Source organism: Actinomadura rubteroloni, from assembly GCF_002911665.1.
GTDB lineage: Bacteria > Actinomycetota > Actinomycetes > Streptosporangiales > Streptosporangiaceae > Spirillospora > Spirillospora rubteroloni.
This window is the reverse complement of the sequence record NZ_MTBP01000002.1, coordinates 1,690,218-1,706,028: the sequence shown is the minus strand read 5'-3', so window position 1 is coordinate 1,706,028 and position 15,811 is coordinate 1,690,218. Positions and strand designations below refer to the sequence as shown.

At 72.6% G+C, this 15,811-nt stretch carries 16 protein-coding genes; 14 read left to right on the top strand and 2 right to left on the bottom strand.

Going from position 1 to position 15,811, the window contains the following annotated elements; genetic code table 11:
- Positions 1-65: 65 nt before the first annotated feature.
- Positions 66-1,991: a sensor histidine kinase gene (locus tag BTM25_RS19345; protein WP_103564250.1), complete on the bottom strand. Its 1,926-nt coding sequence runs from the start codon at positions 1,989-1,991 to the stop codon at positions 66-68.
- Between the two features lie 71 nt (positions 1,992-2,062).
- On the opposite strand from BTM25_RS19345, the gene BTM25_RS19340 reads away from it, so the two are divergent.
- The 14 genes from BTM25_RS19340 to BTM25_RS19275 all read left to right on the top strand — a co-directional run bounded on the left by BTM25_RS19340 (position 2,063) and on the right by BTM25_RS19275 (position 14,354).
- Positions 2,063-3,058, top strand: coding sequence for a DUF2207 domain-containing protein (locus tag BTM25_RS19340; RefSeq protein WP_103564249.1), 996 nt, complete (start codon positions 2,063-2,065; stop codon positions 3,056-3,058).
- Positions 3,059-3,072: 14 nt separating this feature from the next.
- Positions 3,073-4,230 (top strand): glycosyltransferase family 4 protein, encoded by a 1,158-nt coding sequence (locus BTM25_RS19335; protein ID WP_103564248.1) that lies wholly within the window; start codon positions 3,073-3,075, stop codon positions 4,228-4,230.
- A gap of 264 nt (positions 4,231-4,494) precedes the next feature.
- Positions 4,495-4,920 (top strand): hypothetical protein, encoded by a 426-nt coding sequence (locus BTM25_RS19330; protein ID WP_103564247.1) that lies wholly within the window; start codon positions 4,495-4,497, stop codon positions 4,918-4,920.
- Positions 4,921-5,025: 105 nt separating this feature from the next.
- Positions 5,026-5,259, top strand: coding sequence for an AtpZ/AtpI family protein (locus tag BTM25_RS19325; protein ID WP_103564246.1), 234 nt, complete (start codon positions 5,026-5,028; stop codon positions 5,257-5,259).
- 103 nt (positions 5,260-5,362) lie between these two features.
- On the top strand, positions 5,363-6,169 hold the full coding sequence (gene atpB / locus BTM25_RS19320) for a F0F1 ATP synthase subunit A (RefSeq protein WP_103564245.1): 807 nt from the start codon (positions 5,363-5,365) through the stop codon (positions 6,167-6,169).
- A 72-nt stretch (positions 6,170-6,241) separates the two neighbouring features.
- Complete coding sequence (gene atpE, locus BTM25_RS19315) at positions 6,242-6,478, top strand: ATP synthase F0 subunit C (protein ID WP_103564244.1); 237 nt, start codon at positions 6,242-6,244, stop codon at positions 6,476-6,478.
- A 62-nt stretch (positions 6,479-6,540) separates the two neighbouring features.
- On the top strand, positions 6,541-7,083 hold the full coding sequence (locus BTM25_RS19310) for a F0F1 ATP synthase subunit B (protein ID WP_407923401.1): 543 nt from the start codon (positions 6,541-6,543) through the stop codon (positions 7,081-7,083).
- Positions 7,080-7,898, top strand: coding sequence for a F0F1 ATP synthase subunit delta (locus tag BTM25_RS19305; RefSeq protein ID WP_103564242.1), 819 nt, complete (start codon positions 7,080-7,082; stop codon positions 7,896-7,898). Before BTM25_RS19310 ends, BTM25_RS19305 begins: the two co-directional genes overlap by 4 nt.
- 35 nt (positions 7,899-7,933) lie before the next feature.
- Positions 7,934-9,568, top strand: coding sequence for a F0F1 ATP synthase subunit alpha (gene atpA, locus BTM25_RS19300; protein ID WP_103564241.1), 1,635 nt, complete (start codon positions 7,934-7,936; stop codon positions 9,566-9,568).
- A 3-nt stretch (positions 9,569-9,571) separates the two neighbouring features.
- On the top strand, positions 9,572-10,477 hold the full coding sequence (locus tag BTM25_RS19295) for a F0F1 ATP synthase subunit gamma (RefSeq protein ID WP_103564240.1): 906 nt from the start codon (positions 9,572-9,574) through the stop codon (positions 10,475-10,477).
- A 2-nt stretch (positions 10,478-10,479) separates the two neighbouring features.
- Positions 10,480-11,910, top strand: coding sequence for a F0F1 ATP synthase subunit beta (gene atpD, locus BTM25_RS19290; RefSeq protein WP_103564239.1), 1,431 nt, complete (start codon positions 10,480-10,482; stop codon positions 11,908-11,910).
- Positions 11,911-11,975: 65 nt separating this feature from the next.
- Entirely contained in the window at positions 11,976-12,362 is a 387-nt protein-coding gene (locus BTM25_RS19285; protein WP_103564238.1) for a F0F1 ATP synthase subunit epsilon, read from the top strand.
- Between the two features lie 17 nt (positions 12,363-12,379).
- Entirely contained in the window at positions 12,380-12,841 is a 462-nt protein-coding gene (locus BTM25_RS19280; RefSeq protein ID WP_103564237.1) for a DUF2550 domain-containing protein, read from the top strand.
- A 106-nt stretch (positions 12,842-12,947) separates the two neighbouring features.
- Positions 12,948-14,354 (top strand): M20/M25/M40 family metallo-hydrolase, encoded by a 1,407-nt coding sequence (locus tag BTM25_RS19275; protein ID WP_235828487.1) that lies wholly within the window; start codon positions 12,948-12,950, stop codon positions 14,352-14,354.
- Positions 14,355-14,361: 7 nt separating this feature from the next.
- Here the strand turns inward: BTM25_RS19275 and BTM25_RS19270 are convergent, their stop codons facing one another.
- Entirely contained in the window at positions 14,362-15,774 is a 1,413-nt protein-coding gene (locus BTM25_RS19270; RefSeq protein ID WP_103564235.1) for a protein kinase, read from the bottom strand.
- Positions 15,775-15,811 lie beyond the last annotated feature (37 nt).

Genomic DNA, 15,811 nt, shown 5'->3' with positions numbered 1-15,811 from the left:
TCCATGCTCAAAGATCTCGGAAATAAGCTCAGATAACGTAGCAGGGGGCACCGACGTTTCACTCGTCAGTTTTCCAGCGAAGCAAGCAACTGGCGCATCTCGGTCAGCGCGGCGCGGGCGTGCCCGGCGACGGCGGTGAGGGCCCGCGGCATGTCGGCGCCGTCCGTCAGACCGGACTCGGCGGTGCTGACCAGGCGTGACGTGTGGTCCAGGACCGTTCCGTGCAGGCCGATCGCCACCCGGTGCCGCTCGGCGAGCGCGGCCTCCCCGGCGCGGGCGGCCATCAGCTCCAGGGCGCGGGACTCGAAGCGGTGGACGCGGAGCGCGACCGTCCGTCCCCACGCCCAGAACGGCAGCAGGAGCAGCAGCGCGCCGCCGCCGCCCGCCAGCACGCCGAACGCCAGGTCGCCGGTGTGGTGGCGCGGGTCGACCGCGATCGCGGTCGTCAGCCCGGCCGCCCACGGGACGGCGCCGAGGAAGGGCGCGGGCCAGGTGCGTCCGGCGGCGTACCGGGCGACGGCGTAGACGGCGACGAGCGACGCGGGCGAGCCGACGACGAGCACGGCGAACGCGGTCTGCGAGGCGACCCCGGCCGTCGCCGTCCACAGCAGGTCCAGGACGGCGAGCGCCGCGAAGGCCCGCCACGGCGCGCGGCGCCGCCACCACAGCGGCAGCGCCCGCGCGACGAGCGCGACGACCATCGCGGCCCGCGCGGCGACCGGCCAGCCGCCGACCATCGGCTCGGGCGGGACGAACGACAGCAGCACGGGCAGGACGGCGCAGAACACGACGGCCGTCCCGTCGACGACCTCGGGCCAGCCCGGTCCCCGGCGGGGCGCGGCGAGCGGGAGGTCGGCGCGGACGGCCCAGCCGCCGCCGGGCTCGGGCCCGGCGGCGAGCGTCCCGGCGACGCCCTCGGCGCGCTCGCGCATCCCGGCGATGCCGCGTCCGCCGCCGAGCCCGCCGCCGGCGCCCGCGCCGGTGGGCGCGGTGTTGGCCACGGCGATCCGGACCGCGCCTGACGCGTACCGGACGTCGACCGCCACGGACGCGCCCGGCGCGTACCGCAGCGCGTTCGTCAGCGCCTCCTGGACGATCCGGTACGCGGCCGTCACGACCTCGGGCCGCATCCGCCGCGCCCGTCCTTCCAACGTGAGCGTGACGGGCACGCCGAGCCGCGTCAGCCCGTGGCACAGCGGCGGCAGCAGCCGGTCCAGCCGGCCCTCGGCGGTGTCGGCGGCGACCAGGTCGACCAGGTGGGCGAGGGCGTCCTGGACGTCGCGGCCGGTGTCGGCGGCGGCGGTCAGCGCGGCGCGGGCGACGCCGGGGTCGGGCACGCGCGCGGCGGCGGCGCTGTGGACGGCGATGGCGCTCAGATGGTGCCCGGCGACGTCGTGCAGGTCCTGCGCGAGGCGCCGTCGTTCGGCCGCCGCCGCAGAGCGCCGCTCGGCGTCCCCGGCCGCGAGCCGTTCGGCGAGCGTGCGGCGGTGCGCGTGCCGCTGCCGCCGGAGCTGGCCGAGCGCGAGGACGACGAAGAACTGGCTGCCGTTGAAGAACTCGGTGACGAGCGCGTCGCCCGGCCCGGTCCGGACGGGAAGGAACTCCAGGAACACGACCGCCCACAACGCGAACGTGCCGACGACGGCGACGCGTCCGGACCGCCGGACGGCGACCGAGAACAGGGCGATCACCTCGGCGACCCCGCCGACCAGCACCTCGGCGTCGTGGATCGCGAGCGCGCAGGCCGCGCCGACCGCCGTCGTCGCGGCGAGGACCGGCAGCGGCGCGACCCGCCGCCACACCAGCGCCGCCGCGCCCGCGAGCACGCCCGCCCAGACGAGGACCCACTGCCGGCGGTCCAGCGGGTCGCCGAGGACGCCGTTGAACAGCAGCGTCCCGCCGAGCTGGCCGAGCGCGAGGACGGCGGGCACCGCGATGTCGGCGAGCCCGGGCCAGCGCGCCGCCCCGCCGGCGTCGGTCCCCGAGAGCACGTCCCGACTTTACGCGGGCGCCCGCACCGGTTCGGCGGCACGGACGGCCCGCCGGATGGAACCATGCGGTCATGCGCGCGCTCGCGGGGAGCCTGGCCGCCGCGGCGGTCCTCGCGACCGCCCTCGCGCTGCTGCCCGCCGCGCCGGACGGCGCCCCGGGGGACCGGATCCCCGCCTACGACGTGGTGCTGACCGTGCGGTCCGACGGCGTCGTCCACGTCCACGAGACGATCACCTACGACTTCGGCGCGGACGACCACGGCATCGTCCGGCGCGTCCGGTACCGGGAGGGACGCCGCGTCTACGGGGTCCGGGACGTCCGGACCAGTTCCTCCACGGGCGCGCCCGCCCGCGCGCGTGTGCGGGCGCTGCCGCACGACGTCCGGATCACCGTCGGCGGGGACGGGCCGGCCGTGCGCGGCCGTCAGGCGTACGTGATCGAGTACGACCTGACGGGCCTGCTCACGCCCCGCGCCGACCGCGACGAACTCGTCTGGGACGCGCTCGGCGCCTCCTGGGACGTCCCGGTGGACGAGGCGGCGGTGCGGATCGCCGCCCCCGCGCGGTTCCGGGCGGGCTGCCGCGCCGGGGCCCCGCCCGTCACGCGGTGCGTGCGCCACCGCGACGGCCCGTTCGCCGTCGTCTTCAGCCAGCGGGACCTCGCGCCGCACGAAGGGATGCTGATCAGGGCGCGGCTGCCGAAGGGCGTGGTCGCGGCGCCGCCGCCCCGGTTCGCGCGACCACGCTGGCGCGGGGGCTGGACGGGCGCCGCCGCGCTCGTCCTGGCCCTCGCGATGCTGCCGTGGACGCTGCGCAACCCGCCCCCCGGACGGCGCGCGGCGCCCGTCCTGGCCGGGCTCGGGCTGGCGCTGATCGCCGCGGACCTCGGGACCGCCGCCGTCCGCGACGGGCTCTGGGCCGTCTCGGCGGGGGACGCCACCCCGACCGGAGCGGGGCTCCTCGCCGTCGCCGCCGGGGCCGCCGTGGCGAGCGCGTCCCGACGGCCGGGCGAGAGGCATAGAGTTGTCCGGGTGCGCCCGATCGGGCGCCGTGGACCGCGCGGCTGAGGAAGGGAGGGGCGGTGCGCGAGTACCTGCTCACGATCCTCGTGGCCGCGCTCGTCGCCTACCTGCTCACCCCCGCCGTGCGCCGGTTCGCGGTCTGGTTCGGCGCGCAGGCCGCCCCGCGCGACCGCGACGTCCACGTCATCCCGACGCCCCGGCTCGGCGGCCTCGCGATGTTCGGCGGCATGGCGGCGGCGCTGGTCGTCGCGACCGGCCTGCCGGAGATGCGCAAGGTGCTCGCGGGCGGGGACGTCAACGTCGGCAAGGCGCTGCTGCTGTCGGGCGGGCTGATCGTCCTCGTGGGCATCGCCGACGACCGCTGGGGCGTGGACCCGCTGACGAAGTTCGCGGGGCAGGTCGCCGCCGCCGGGATCTTCATCATGCAGGGCATCCAGCTCTACGTGATCCCGCTGCCGAACGGTGAGTCGCTGTCGCTGCCGCCGACCTACGGCGTCCCGCTGACGGTCCTGATCGTCGTCGCGACGATCAACGCGGTGAACTTCATCGACGGCCTGGACGGACTCGCCGCGGGCACGGTCGGCATCGCTGCGACGGCCCTGTTCTTCTACGCGTACCTGCTCACCAAGACCAACGGGCTGACGACCCTGACCGGCGCGACGCTCACCGCCGCCGTCCTCGTCGGAATGTGCGCCGGATTCCTTCCGCACAACTTCAACCCGGCGCGCATCTTCATGGGCGACACGGGCTCGATGCTGATCGGGCTGCTGCTGAGCGCGTCCACGATCCTGCTCACCGGGCAGTTCGATCCGGCGATCCTCGGCTCCTACCCGCTTTTCCCGCTCTGGGTCCCTTTGCTGCTGGTCCCGGCGGTCGCGGCCGTTCCGTTCCTGGACATGCTGCTCGCCGTGTGGCGCCGCACCAATGACGGCCGCTCGCCTTTCTCACCCGATAAGCGGCACCTGCACCACCGCCTTCTCGAACTCGGCCATTCGCACCGCCGCGCCGTTCTCATCATGTATTTCTGGGTCGGCCTGCTGGCCGCCGGACTGGTCGCGCTCGCCCTCACCAACCAGCAGGCGATCGTGATCTCGATCACCGCCGTGGTGGCCGTCGCGGGCGTCGTGCTCATGCTCGGGATGCCGCGCCGCGCCGCCCGCCGGGCCGCCGCGCGGGAGGCGGCGGGGCCGTCCGAGCGTCCGCGCGAGTCCGTCTGATCCGCCGGGGCACCCCGGGATCCCGCTCGTACCTACCGCCGGGTAACATGAACTCGGGTTGTCAAGCGCCCGTTCGGCCCTGCGCTCCGTTCCCGGTCTTCCGGGGCCTGACCTGGGCTAGAGTCCCTTTGTGCACAGGTGAACGATCGCAACGTTAGCGAGTCGTTAACCCGTTACATCTAGGGTAATTGTGGACGTTCCGGACGCTTGTGATACCTTTCACGAACAAGAGACGACCACTGACCGTGACCAGCCGGAGCCCTCATGCAATCTTCCGACGCCCGGATTCTCCGCGGCGCCGCGATTCCCTCCGCGCTCGCCGGGGTGGCCGCCGTCGCGGCGGGCCTGCTCCTCGGCGGGACGAAGGGAGCGCTGGGTGCCGTCGTCGGCGCGATCGTCGTGCTCGTCTTCTTCTCGGTCAGCGTGGTCGCGGTGAGCTACGCGTCCAAGATCTCCCCGCAGGCGATCTTCGCCGCCGCCGTCTTCAGCTACATCGTCAAGATCTTCGCGATGTTCGCCGTCGTCGCCCTGCTCCAGGACGTCACCGTCTGGGACACCGAGGCGTTCGGCTGGTCGGTCATCGCGCTCACGCTCGTCTGGATCGGCGCGGAACTGCGCGCGACCGGACGCGCCAAGACGCTCTACGTGGAGCCCGTCGCGACCGCCGACGCCGGTGACCGGAGCCCGTGATGAAGCCCGCGGGACACCGCCCCCACGGTGGCCGGAAAGCGCCTCCGGCCGCGGACCGCACCGATATGACCACCAGGGAGTTGGGCTGCTATGGTCCGTCCTGCGATGAGCGAGGAGGAGCGCACGCCAGGTCCGGAGTCCGACCCGGACTCGGAACACCGGAGCTTCGCCAACGCCGCCTGGTCCGTGCCCAGCTACACGCTGAGCGGCATGGCCGTCTACGGCGGGATCGGCTGGCTCCTGGACCGCTGGCTGGGCACCTCGGCACTGTTCCCCATCGGAATCCTGGTGGGCCTCGCTCTAGCGCTCTACCTGGTCTACCTCCGCTACGGCCGCTGACGGCGCCCGCGGGACGGCGGGCCGCCTCCGGACCCAAGTCGCGCCCCGGCGCGCACCCGAAGTACCGACCGACCTGCAGTGTCACTGACGAAGGGACTGCCGCGTGAGCGCGCCGCACCTCCTCGCCCAGAGCGGAGATGAGTTCGAGGCCCCCGGCCTCCACATCTTCGAATGGGGGCCGCTTTTCCCCGGCGGGCCGTCCTGGCTGGACTGGCTGACCAAGCCCGTCCTGATCGTCGCCCTCGCCGGACTCCTCCTCGTCGTCTTCGCCTGGCGGGCGTTCGGCAACGCGCAGCTCGTCCCGCGCGGCGTGCAGAACGTCGGCGAGGTCGCCTACCTGTTCGTCCGCGACCAGGTCGCCCGGCCGATGATCGGCAAGGACGGCGACCGGTGGATGGGCTTCCTGTTCACCACGTTCTTCTTCGTCCTCTTCCTGAACCTGGCGGGCGTCGTACCGGTCCTGCAGCTTCCGGTGCCGTCCCACATCGCGTTCCCGATCGTGCTCGCCGCGTTCGTGTACGTGCTGATGCTCTTCCTGAGCATCAAGAACCAGGGCTTCATCGGCTACTTCAAGAACATGATGTTCCCGCCGGGGCTGCCCAAGCCGCTGTACATCATCCTCGCGCCGATCGAGTTCCTCTCGAACATCATCCTCCGGCCGTTCACCCACTCGGTCCGACTTTTCGCGAACATGTTCGCGGGGCACCTTCTCCTGGCCTTCTTCTCCACCGTCGCCTGGTGGTTCCTGGTCGAGAAGCTCACCCCGCTCGGAGCCGGCGTCGGCGTCGTCGGCTTCCTGATGACGATCGTCATGACCGGCTTCGAGATCTTCGTGCAGAGCCTGCAGGCGTTCATCTTCGTCCTGCTGGCGGCGTCCTACATCGGCGGCGCCCTGCACCCCGAGCACTGACCCGGACCATCCTGTAACCGCAAACCTCCGGTGGACCCAACCCCCACCGGTCGAATGAGAAGGAAAGCTGACATGAGCGCTGTTCTCGCCGCGACCGACCACATCGGCGGCAACCTCGGCTCCATCGCGTACGGTCTCGCCGCCATCGGCCCCGGCATCGGCGTCGGCATCATCTTCGGCCAGGGCGTCCAGGCGATGGCCCGCCAGCCCGAGATGGTGAACGTCATCCGCCAGAACATGCTGCTGGGCTTCGCCCTGACCGAGGCGCTCGCGCTCATCGGTTTCGTCGTGCCGTTCGTCCACAAGTGATCGACGGCCCTCACTTCTGAGAGGAAGGCGGAACCGCCATGAGCAGTGCGCTCGTCGCAAGGGTGCTCGCCGAGGGAGGGGACACCAACCCGGTCCTCCCCGACACCGCCGAACTCGTCGTCGGCTCCATCGCCTTCGCCATCGTGCTGATCCTCGTGGGCAAGCTGTTCGTCCCGAAGATCCAGGCGACGCTCGCCGAGCGGACCAAGGCGATCGAGGGCGGGCTGGCCAAGGCCGAGGAGGCGCAGAAGGAAGCGCAGCAGACCCTCGACCAGTACCAGGCCAAGCTCAAGGAGGCCCAGCGCGACGCCACCCGGCAGGCCGAGGAGGCGCGTGAGCAGGGCAACCAGATCATCGCGCAGATGAAGGAGCAGGCCCAGGCCGAGGCCCGGCGCATCGTCGAGGCCGCGCACGCCCAGATCGAGGCGGACAAGCAGCAGGCCGTGGCCGCGCTGCGCGCCGAGATCGGCGCGCTCTCGGTCGAGCTGGCCGGCCGTGTCGTGGGCGAGTCCCTGGAGGACACCGCCCGCCAGAGCCGCGTGGTCGACCGGTTCCTGGAGGAACTCGAAGGCCGCGCGGGACACCGGGAGCAGATCACATCATGACCATCACGGGAGCGGTGGGCAGGGCCTCCCTGGCCGCGGCGCGGGAGCGGCTGGACGCGGTCATCCCGTCCGCCGACCTCGGCCGGCTGGGCGCGGACCTGTTCGCGGTGCTGAACCTGATCGACCGGGAGCACGGCGTGCGCCGCGCGGTGTCCGACCCGTCGGCCGCCGCCGACGCCAAGGACGCGCTCGTGCGGGCGCTGCTGGAGAACCAGATCTCCCCGGCCGCTCTCGGACTGGTCGCCGACGTGGTCCGGCTGCGCTGGTCCAGGCCGGCGGAGTTGTCGGACGCCCTGGAGAACCTCGCGGTCACCGCCGAGGCCGCCCGCGCCGAGGCCGAGGGCCGCGTGGACGACCTGGAGGACGAGCTGTTCCGGTTCTCCCGGGTCATCGAGCGCGAGCACGCCCTGCGCGCCGCGCTCGTCGCCCGCAACCTGCCGGACGACCGCAAGGCCGCCGTGCTGAACGACCTGCTCGACGGCAAGGTCACGGCGGCGGCGCTGACCCTCGTCACGGAGCTGGTGCTCCGGCCGCGAGGACGTAGCCTGGAAGGCGGACTCGCCGAGTACGGCAGGCTCGTCGCCCAGCGGCGGCAGCGGCTCGTGGCGGTCGTGCGCACTCCCGTGGACCTGTCCGCCGACCAGCGCACCCGGCTCGCCGGCGTGCTCGCCTCGGCGTACGGCCACCAAGTCCACCTGAACATCGAGATCGACCCGAGCACGCTGGGCGGCCTGTCCGTCCAGATCGGGGACGAGATCATCGACGGCACGATCGCCGGCCGGCTGGACGATGTCCGGCGGCGGCTCGCGGGCTAGCAGAGCTGACCCCTTTAGGGAGCAAGAGAGGAATCATGGCGGAGCTGACGATCCGTCCGGACGAGATCCGGAACGCGCTGGAGCGCTTCGTCCAGTCGTACGAGCCCGAGGCCGCCGCGCGTGATGAGGTCGGCACCGTCGTCGATTCCGGCGACGGTATCGCCCACGTCGAGGGACTGCCCTCCGCGATGGCGAACGAACTCCTGGAGTTCGAGGACGGCACGCGCGGACTGGCGCTGAACCTTGACGTGCGCGAGATCGGCGCCGTCATCCTGGGCGACTTCAGCAACATCGAAGAGGGCCAGCGGGTCCGGCGCACCGGGGAGGTGCTGTCGGCCCCCGTCGGCGACGGCTTCCTCGGCCGCGTCGTGGACGCGCTGGGCAACCCGCTGGACGGCAAGGGCCCGATCGAGTCCACCGAGCGCCGCGCCCTGGAACTGCAGGCCCCCACGGTCGTGCAGCGCCAGTCGGTGAAGGAGCCGCTGCAGACCGGCATCAAGGCCATCGACGCGATGACGCCGATCGGCCGGGGCCAGCGGCAGCTCATCATCGGCGACCGGCAGACCGGCAAGACGACGGTCGCCATCGACACGATCATCAACCAGAAGATCAACTGGGAGACCGGCGACCCGAAGCAGCAGGTCCGCTGCATCTACGTCGCGGTCGGCCAGAAGGGCTCCACGATCGCCAACGTCCGGCGCCAGCTCGAGGAGTCGGGCGCGCTGGAGTACACGACGATCGTCGCGGCCCCCGCGTCCGAGCCCGCCGGCTACAAGTACATCGCCCCCTACACCGGGTCGGCGATCGGCCAGCACTGGATGTACCAGGGCAAGCACGTCCTGATCGTCTTCGACGACCTGTCGAAGCAGGCCGACGCGTACCGCGCGGTGTCGCTGCTGCTGCGCCGTCCGCCGGGCCGCGAGGCCTACCCCGGTGACGTCTTCTACCTGCACTCGCGTCTGCTGGAGCGCTGCGCGAAGCTGTCGGACGACATGGGCGCCGGCTCGATGACGGGTCTCCCGATCATCGAGACCAAGGGCAACGACGTGTCGGCGTTCATCCCGACCAACGTCATCTCCATCACCGACGGTCAGTGCTTCCTGGAGACCGACCTGTTCAACCAGGGCGTCCGGCCGGCGATCAACGTCGGTGTGTCGGTGTCCCGCGTCGGCGGGTCGGCGCAGATCAAGGCCATGCGGAAGGTGTCGGGCACGCTGCGGCTGGCCCTGTCGCAGTTCCGCGACCTGGAGGCGTTCGCGGCGTTCGCGTCCGACCTGGACGCCGCCTCGCGCGCCCAGCTCGACCGCGGCGCCCGCCTGGTCGAGCTGCTCAAGCAGCCGCAGGGCTCGCCGTTCCCGGTGGAGCAGGAGGTCGTCGCGGTCTGGGCGGGCACGTCCGGCGAGCTGGACGACGTCCCGGTCGAGGACATCCGCCGCTTCGAGCGCGGGTTCCTGGACCACCTGGAGCGCACGCACCCCGGCCTGCTGTCGGGCATCCGCGAGTCCGGGCAGCTCACCGACGACAACCTCACCACGCTGAAGGACTCGATCACCGAGTTCAAGCGGGGCTTCGAGACGAGCGGCGGCGACCTGCTCGGCGACGAGTCGGTCGAGGCCATCGACGAGGAGTCCGTCGGTCAGGAGACGATCACCCGCGTCAAGAAGGGCTGACCGATGCCCGCACAGGTACGCGAGCTGCGCCAGCGGATCAGGTCGGTCAAGTCGACCGCGAAGATCACGCGTGCGCAGGAGATGATCGCCACCTCGCGCATCGTCAAGGCCCAGCACGCGGTGGCGGCGTCCAAGCCCTACGCCGACCAGATCGTCGCGGCCCTCACCGCGCTGGTCAGCCACAACGTCGGCATCGACCACCCCCTGCTGCACGAGCAGCCGGAGGACTCGCGGTCGGCCGTCGTGGTCATCACCAGCGACCGCGGGTTCTGCGGCGGCTACAACGCCAACGTCCTGCGGGAGGCCGAGGCGCTCGCGCAGCGGCTGCGCGACCGGGGCCGCGAGCCGGTGATGTACCTGGTGGGCAACAAGGGCCTCACCTGGTACCGGTTCCGGGACCGCGACTACGCCGAGGCGTGGACGGGGTTCAGCGACCGTCCGACGTTCGACTCCGCCGAGCGGATCGGCCGCCGGGTCGCCGAGGACTTCCTGAAGACCGACGCCGAGGGCGGGGTCGGTGAGATCCACGTGATCTACACCGAGTTCCACTCGATGCTGACGCAGGAGGTCCAGGTCCGCCGGCTGATCCCGCTGGAGATCAGCGAGCGCGAGGACGACGGGACCGGGCCGGTGCTCCCGGCGTACGAGTTCGAGCCGTCCGCCAAGGACGCGCTGGACCTGATGCTGCCGAACTACATCGAGAGCCGCATCTTCCACATGCTGCTCCAGTCGGCCGCGTCCGAGCACGCCGCGCGCCGCCGGGCGATGAAGTCGGCGACCGACAATGCCAACGAACTGATCGACGTCTACACGCGGCTGATGAACCAGGCGCGGCAGGCGGCCATCACCCAGGAAATCAGCGAGATCGTCGGTGGCGCTGACGCGCTCGCCGATTCTGGCGGGGAGTGAGAATGACTGCTCAGGTAGAGACGGCGGCGGCCACCGGGCGCGTCGCCCGGGTCATCGGCCCGGTCGTCGACGTGGAGTTCCCCGCCGACGCCATTCCGGAGATCTACAACGCGCTGCACATCGACGTCGAGCTCGGCGACGAGGTCAAGACGCTGACGCTCGAGGTCGCGCAGCACCTCGGCGACAACATGATCCGCGCGATCTCGATGCAGCCGACCGACGGCATGGTGCGCGGCGCGTCCGTCAGCGACACCGGCAAGCCGATCTCGGTGCCGGTCGGCGACATCACCAAGGGCCACGTGTGGAACGCCCTCGGTGACGCGCTGGACGTCCCGACGGCGTCGCTGGAGATCAACGAGCGCTGGGGCATCCACCGCCAGGCGCCGAAGTTCGACCAGCTCGAGTCGAAGACCGAGATGCTGGAGACCGGCATCAAGGTCATCGACCTGCTGTCCCCGTACGTCCGGGGCGGCAAGATCGGCCTGTTCGGCGGCGCGGGCGTGGGCAAGACCGTCCTCATCCAGGAGATGATCCGGCGCGTCGCCAAGAACTTCGGCGGCACCTCGGTGTTCGCCGGCGTCGGCGAGCGCACGCGTGAGGGCAACGACCTCTGGGTCGAGATGGACGAGTCCGGCGTCCTCGCCGACACCGCCCTGGTGTTCGGCCAGATGGACGAGCCCCCGGGCACGCGTCTTCGGGTGGCGCTGTCGGGCCTGACGATGGCGGAGTACTTCCGCGACGTCCAGGGCCAGGACGTGATGCTGTTCATCGACAACATCTTCCGGTTCACCCAGGCCGGTTCGGAGGTGTCCACGCTGCTCGGGCGCATGCCGTCCGCGGTGGGCTACCAGCCGACGCTGGCCGACGAGATGGGCGTGCTGCAGGAGCGGATCACCTCGACCCGCGGCCACTCGATCACCTCGATGCAGGCGATCTACGTGCCCGCGGACGACATCACCGACCCGGCCCCGCACACCACGTTCGCCCACCTGGACGCCACCACCGAGCTGTCGCGCGACATCTCGTCCAAGGGCATCTTCCCGGCGGTGGACCCGCTGACGTCCACCTCGCGGATCATGGACCCGCAGGTGCTCGGCAACGAGCACTACTCGGTGGCGCAGGAGGTGAAGCGGATCCTGCAGAAGTACAAGGAACTGCAGGACATCATCGCGATCCTCGGCATCGACGAGCTGTCGGAGGAGGACAAGGTCACCGTCCAGCGGGCGCGGCGCATCGAGCGCTTCCTGTCGCACCCGATGTACGTGGCCGAGCAGTTCACCGGCCAGGAGGGCGTGACGGTGCCGAAGGACGAGACCGTCGCGTCCTTCAAGGCGATCGCCGAGGGCAAGTACGACCACATTCCGGAGCAGGCGTTCTTCATGTGCGGCGGGATCGAGGACGTCGAGAAGAAGGCCAAGGAGCTGGAGAAGTAGTCGTTCCGGCGGGCCGTCCCTTCCGGCGGCCCGCCGGTCCGCTCCGCTTGAGTTCGGAGGACGTAGTGGCAACCCTGAAGGTCGGTCTGGTCTCGCCCGAGCGCGAGGTCTGGGCCGGCGAGGCCAAACTGGTGGTCGCGCAGACCATCGAGGGCCAGCTCGGCATCCTGCCGGGCCACGCCCCGGTGCTCGGCGTGCTGCTGGACGGCAGCGTCGTGACGATCGAACCGGCCGACGGCTCGGAGAAGATCCGCGCGATGGTCGGCAGCGGGTTCTTCTCGATCGCGGGCGACGAGGTGTCGGTGCTCGCCGAGCAGGCCGAGCTGGCGCACGAGATCGACGTCGCGGACGCGCGCCGGTCTTTGGAGGAGGCGCTCTCCGCCGGGGACGCCGACACGACCGCGGAGCGGCGGGCGCGTGCGCGCCTGCTCGCGGCGGGCGCCGACGCGTAACACGGCGGGACGGTTCGATGGGCGGGCACCTGGCAGCGGACGCGGGCTCGGTGCTCGCCGTCGTCGTTCTCGTGGCGGCCGTGCTGTTCGCGGTCATGGCGGTACGGCGGCGGTGGTTCGTCCGCAAGGGCGGCACCGTCGAGTGCAGTCTGCGCGTGTGCCCGGAGACGGGTGAGCCGGGGCCGTGGCGCCTCGGCATCGCCCGTTACCAGGGCGACACGCTGCATTGGCACCGTGTGTTCGGTTTCCGCGCCAGGCCCCGGCAGGTGATCCACCGCCGGGGCCTCGTCGTGTCCGGCCGCCGCGCGCCGGGGGACCGGGAGGCCGAGGGCCTGCTGCCAGGGGTCGAGGTCATCGCGGTGCGCGACGGCGGGACGCGGCTCGAACTGGCGATGGGCGCGTCCGCCCTGACCGGCTTCCTGTCCTGGCTGGAGGCCGCCCCGCCCGGCTTCCCCGTCGACATCCCGCAACCGGAGTAGCTCTCCGTCGGCGCCGCGCCGGTCATCGTGCGCGTGCGCCGGGGACAGGTTTTTCGGGCGCGTCGGTAAGTGGCTCCGGGTGTCCGGACGGGCACTCTTGGTGATCGTGAAACTCACTGTTCTGTGCGCCGCGCTGCTCGTCCCGGTCGCGGCCGTTCCCCTCGCGTCGTTGCCCGCGTCCGCCGCCCACCCGTCGCGCGGGCTGATGGAGGACGTGCGGCGGGACCTCGACGCGTTCGCGCGGATCGCCCGGGAGCACGGCGGGAACCGCGCGGCGGGGACGCGCGGGTTCGACGGGTCGGTCTCCTACGTCGTGGCGGAGCTGAGGCGGGCGGGGTACGCGCCGGCCGTCCAGCCGTTCACCTATCCGGACTGGGCGGAGCGGGACACGCCGGAGTTCGCGCGGACGGCGCCCAGGGCCCGTCCGTACGTCCACGGGACGGACTTCGTGACGATGGAGTACTCCGGGTCGGGCGACGTGACGGCGCGCGCGGTGCCGGTGGACGTGCCCGCGGCCGGGCAGGCGGGGACGGCGGCGTGCGAGGCCGCCGACTTCGCCCGGTTCCCGCGCGGCGCGATCGCGCTGGTGCAGCGCGGGGCGTGCGAGTTCTCGGTGAAGGTGACGCGGGCGCGTGCGGCGGGGGCGTCGGCCGTCGTGGTCTACAACCGTTCGGACGCGCGGAGCGTCGCGGGCGGGACGCTGCAGCGGCAGCGGAAGCTCCCGGTGGTCTCGACGTCGTACTCGATCGGGTCCGCGCTGGTGCGGGCGGCGCGCAAGGGGACGCTGCGGCTGCACGTCCGGACGAAGGCGGGGACGGTCCGCAAGCACGGCGCGAACGTCCTCGCGGACACGTCCGGCGGCGCGTCCGGCCGCGTCGTGGTCGTCGGCGCCCATCTCGACAGCATCCCGGAGGGGCCGGGCATCAACGACAACGCGACGGGCGTCGCGGCGGTGCTCGCGGCCGCGCGGCGGATGTCCCGGACGCCGCTGCGCAACCGCGTCCGGTTCGCGTTCTGGGGTGCCGAGGAGGACGGGCTGCGCGGCTCGGAGCACTACGTCACCGCGCTGCCCAAGGCCGAGCGGGCGAAGATCGCGCTGGCGCTCAACTTCGACATGCTGGGCTCGGTGAACGGCGTCCGGGGCGTCTACGACGGGGACGCGTCGCTCGGCGCGGAGAAGGACCCGCCGGCGGGGTCGGGCGCGATCGAGGCGGTGTTCCGCGACTACTACGCGTCCCGGGACCTGCCGGTGACCGACAGCCCGTACACCGGGCGCTCCGACTACGGCCCGTTCGTGAAGGCGGGCATCCCGGCGGGCGGCATGGAGTCCGGCGCGGACGGCAACAAGACCACCGCCGAGGCCCGCACCTACGGCGGCAAGGCGGGCGACCCGTACGACCCCTGCTACCACACCATGTGCGACACGGTGAAGAACGTCGACTTCGCGCTGCTGGAGACGATGGCGGACGGCGTCCTGCACGCCGTCCGCCATTTCAGCGCCGAGCTGCCGTAGGACGCCGCTAGAACGTGACGGCGGGGCTCTCTGGGCCGGTGGCGCGGCGCGTGCCGCCGAGCGAGTAGGCGGGGAGCGCCCGGTAGGCGCGGCGGGGCGGGACGGCCGACGTCTCGAACGTGCAGACGGTCGTCGCGCAGGGCGGCGAGGTGAAGGACTGGACGTCGCGTCCGGCCGCCGTCCGCAGCACGAGCGTCACCCGGACGTCGTCGCCCGGGGCGACGGGCGTGACCGTCCCGCGCAGGTAGAGGCGGTGGCCGTCGGTGCGGACGCAGGCGCGCAGCTCGCGTCCGCCGGCGGACGAGCGCGGCCCGCAGCGCCAGTCCGCCGCGCGCGCGGCGTCCGTGAGGCGGCGCCGGTCGTGCGGCGGGTTGGCGCGGGCGTCGCGCGCGCTCGCCGTGGTGAGCGTCAGCGTCACCCCGGCGGCCAGCGCGACGGCCGCCACGGCGGCGCCGACGCAGAGCAGCAGCGGTGTCCGGCGGGGGAGGACCGCGTCCGGCCCGCACGGGAACCCCGCCCCCGACACTCCCGCGAACGCCGCCGACAGCAGCGACGCGGGCGACGGCCTCCGCGGCGCCAGCACGAACGGCTTCACCTGGTGCACGCGGGCATAGTCCGCCAGCTCCCGGGCCACGTCGGCGGCCTCAGGACGGTCGCCGGGCCGCTCGGTACGACACCGCTCGACCAACGCCCCCAGCGGGCCGTCCAGAACGAACGCGGGACCGACCCGAGCACGCGTGTCGCCGCCCGGGGCGAGCGCAGCGCCGCCCGGCGCGGGCGAGCGCGTGCCCGGTGTGCCCGAGCCTCCCGCGCTGGTCGCGGGGCTGTCCGCGGCGAGCGTGGCGCCTGTCGGTGCGGGCAGCCAGTCGTCCGGCGCGGGCGAGTCTCCGTCCGGTGTGCGCGAGCTTTCCGCGTTGGTCGCGGGGCTGGGCGGGGTCAGGAGGGTGTGCAGGAGGAGGCCGATGGCGTGCACGTCGTCGGCGGGTGTCGGGTCGGCGGTGCGCGGCGTGGTGACGCGGACGGGTGCGCTCCGGTCGGTGTGGTCGAGCAGGACGGCGTCGGGTTCGAGGGCGCCGTGGGCCCGGCCCGTCGCGTGGAGGGCGGCGAGGGCTTCGGCGACCTGGGACGTCAGCCAGGCGGCCTCGGCGGGCGGCAGCGGGCCGCGCCGGGCCGCGTAGGCCGTCAGGTTCTCGCCCGTGATCAGGTCCGTGACGAGCGCCACCCGGTCGCCGTCGGTCACCCGGTCGTGGACGGCCACCAGGTGGCGGTGGCGTGGAACGTCCTCCGGCGCCTCGGCGCGCGGCAGGAAGCGGACGGCGCGCGTGGCGCCCGTCGTGCGGTCCACGCAGCGCCAGACCGTCCCGGCGAGCCGTTCCCCCAGTAGATAGCGATCCCCCAGCGGTGCCCCGCGCTCGGTCATCGGTCGACCCCCGTCCCCGTAACGATCGAGACATTAT

Excerpts from the sequence above, each read along its gene's own strand:
- BTM25_RS19340 (WP_103564249.1), top strand. The coding sequence starts at position 2,063 with ATGCGCGCGCTCGCGGGGAGCCTGGCCGCCGCGGCGGTCCTCGCGACC.
- BTM25_RS19330 (WP_103564247.1), top strand. The coding sequence starts at position 4,495 with ATGCAATCTTCCGACGCCCGGATTCTCCGCGGCGCCGCGATTCCCTCC.
- BTM25_RS19325 (WP_103564246.1), top strand. The coding sequence starts at position 5,026 with ATGAGCGAGGAGGAGCGCACGCCAGGTCCGGAGTCCGACCCGGACTCG.
- atpE (WP_103564244.1), top strand. The coding sequence starts at position 6,242 with ATGAGCGCTGTTCTCGCCGCGACCGACCACATCGGCGGCAACCTCGGC.
- BTM25_RS19305 (WP_103564242.1), top strand. The coding sequence starts at position 7,080 with ATGACCATCACGGGAGCGGTGGGCAGGGCCTCCCTGGCCGCGGCGCGG.
- atpA (WP_103564241.1), top strand. The coding sequence starts at position 7,934 with ATGGCGGAGCTGACGATCCGTCCGGACGAGATCCGGAACGCGCTGGAG.
- BTM25_RS19295 (WP_103564240.1), top strand. The coding sequence starts at position 9,572 with ATGCCCGCACAGGTACGCGAGCTGCGCCAGCGGATCAGGTCGGTCAAG.
- atpD (WP_103564239.1), top strand. The coding sequence starts at position 10,480 with ATGACTGCTCAGGTAGAGACGGCGGCGGCCACCGGGCGCGTCGCCCGG.
- BTM25_RS19280 (WP_103564237.1), top strand. The coding sequence starts at position 12,380 with ATGGGCGGGCACCTGGCAGCGGACGCGGGCTCGGTGCTCGCCGTCGTC.
- BTM25_RS19270 (WP_103564235.1), bottom strand. The coding sequence starts at position 15,774 with ATGACCGAGCGCGGGGCACCGCTGGGGGATCGCTATCTACTGGGGGAA.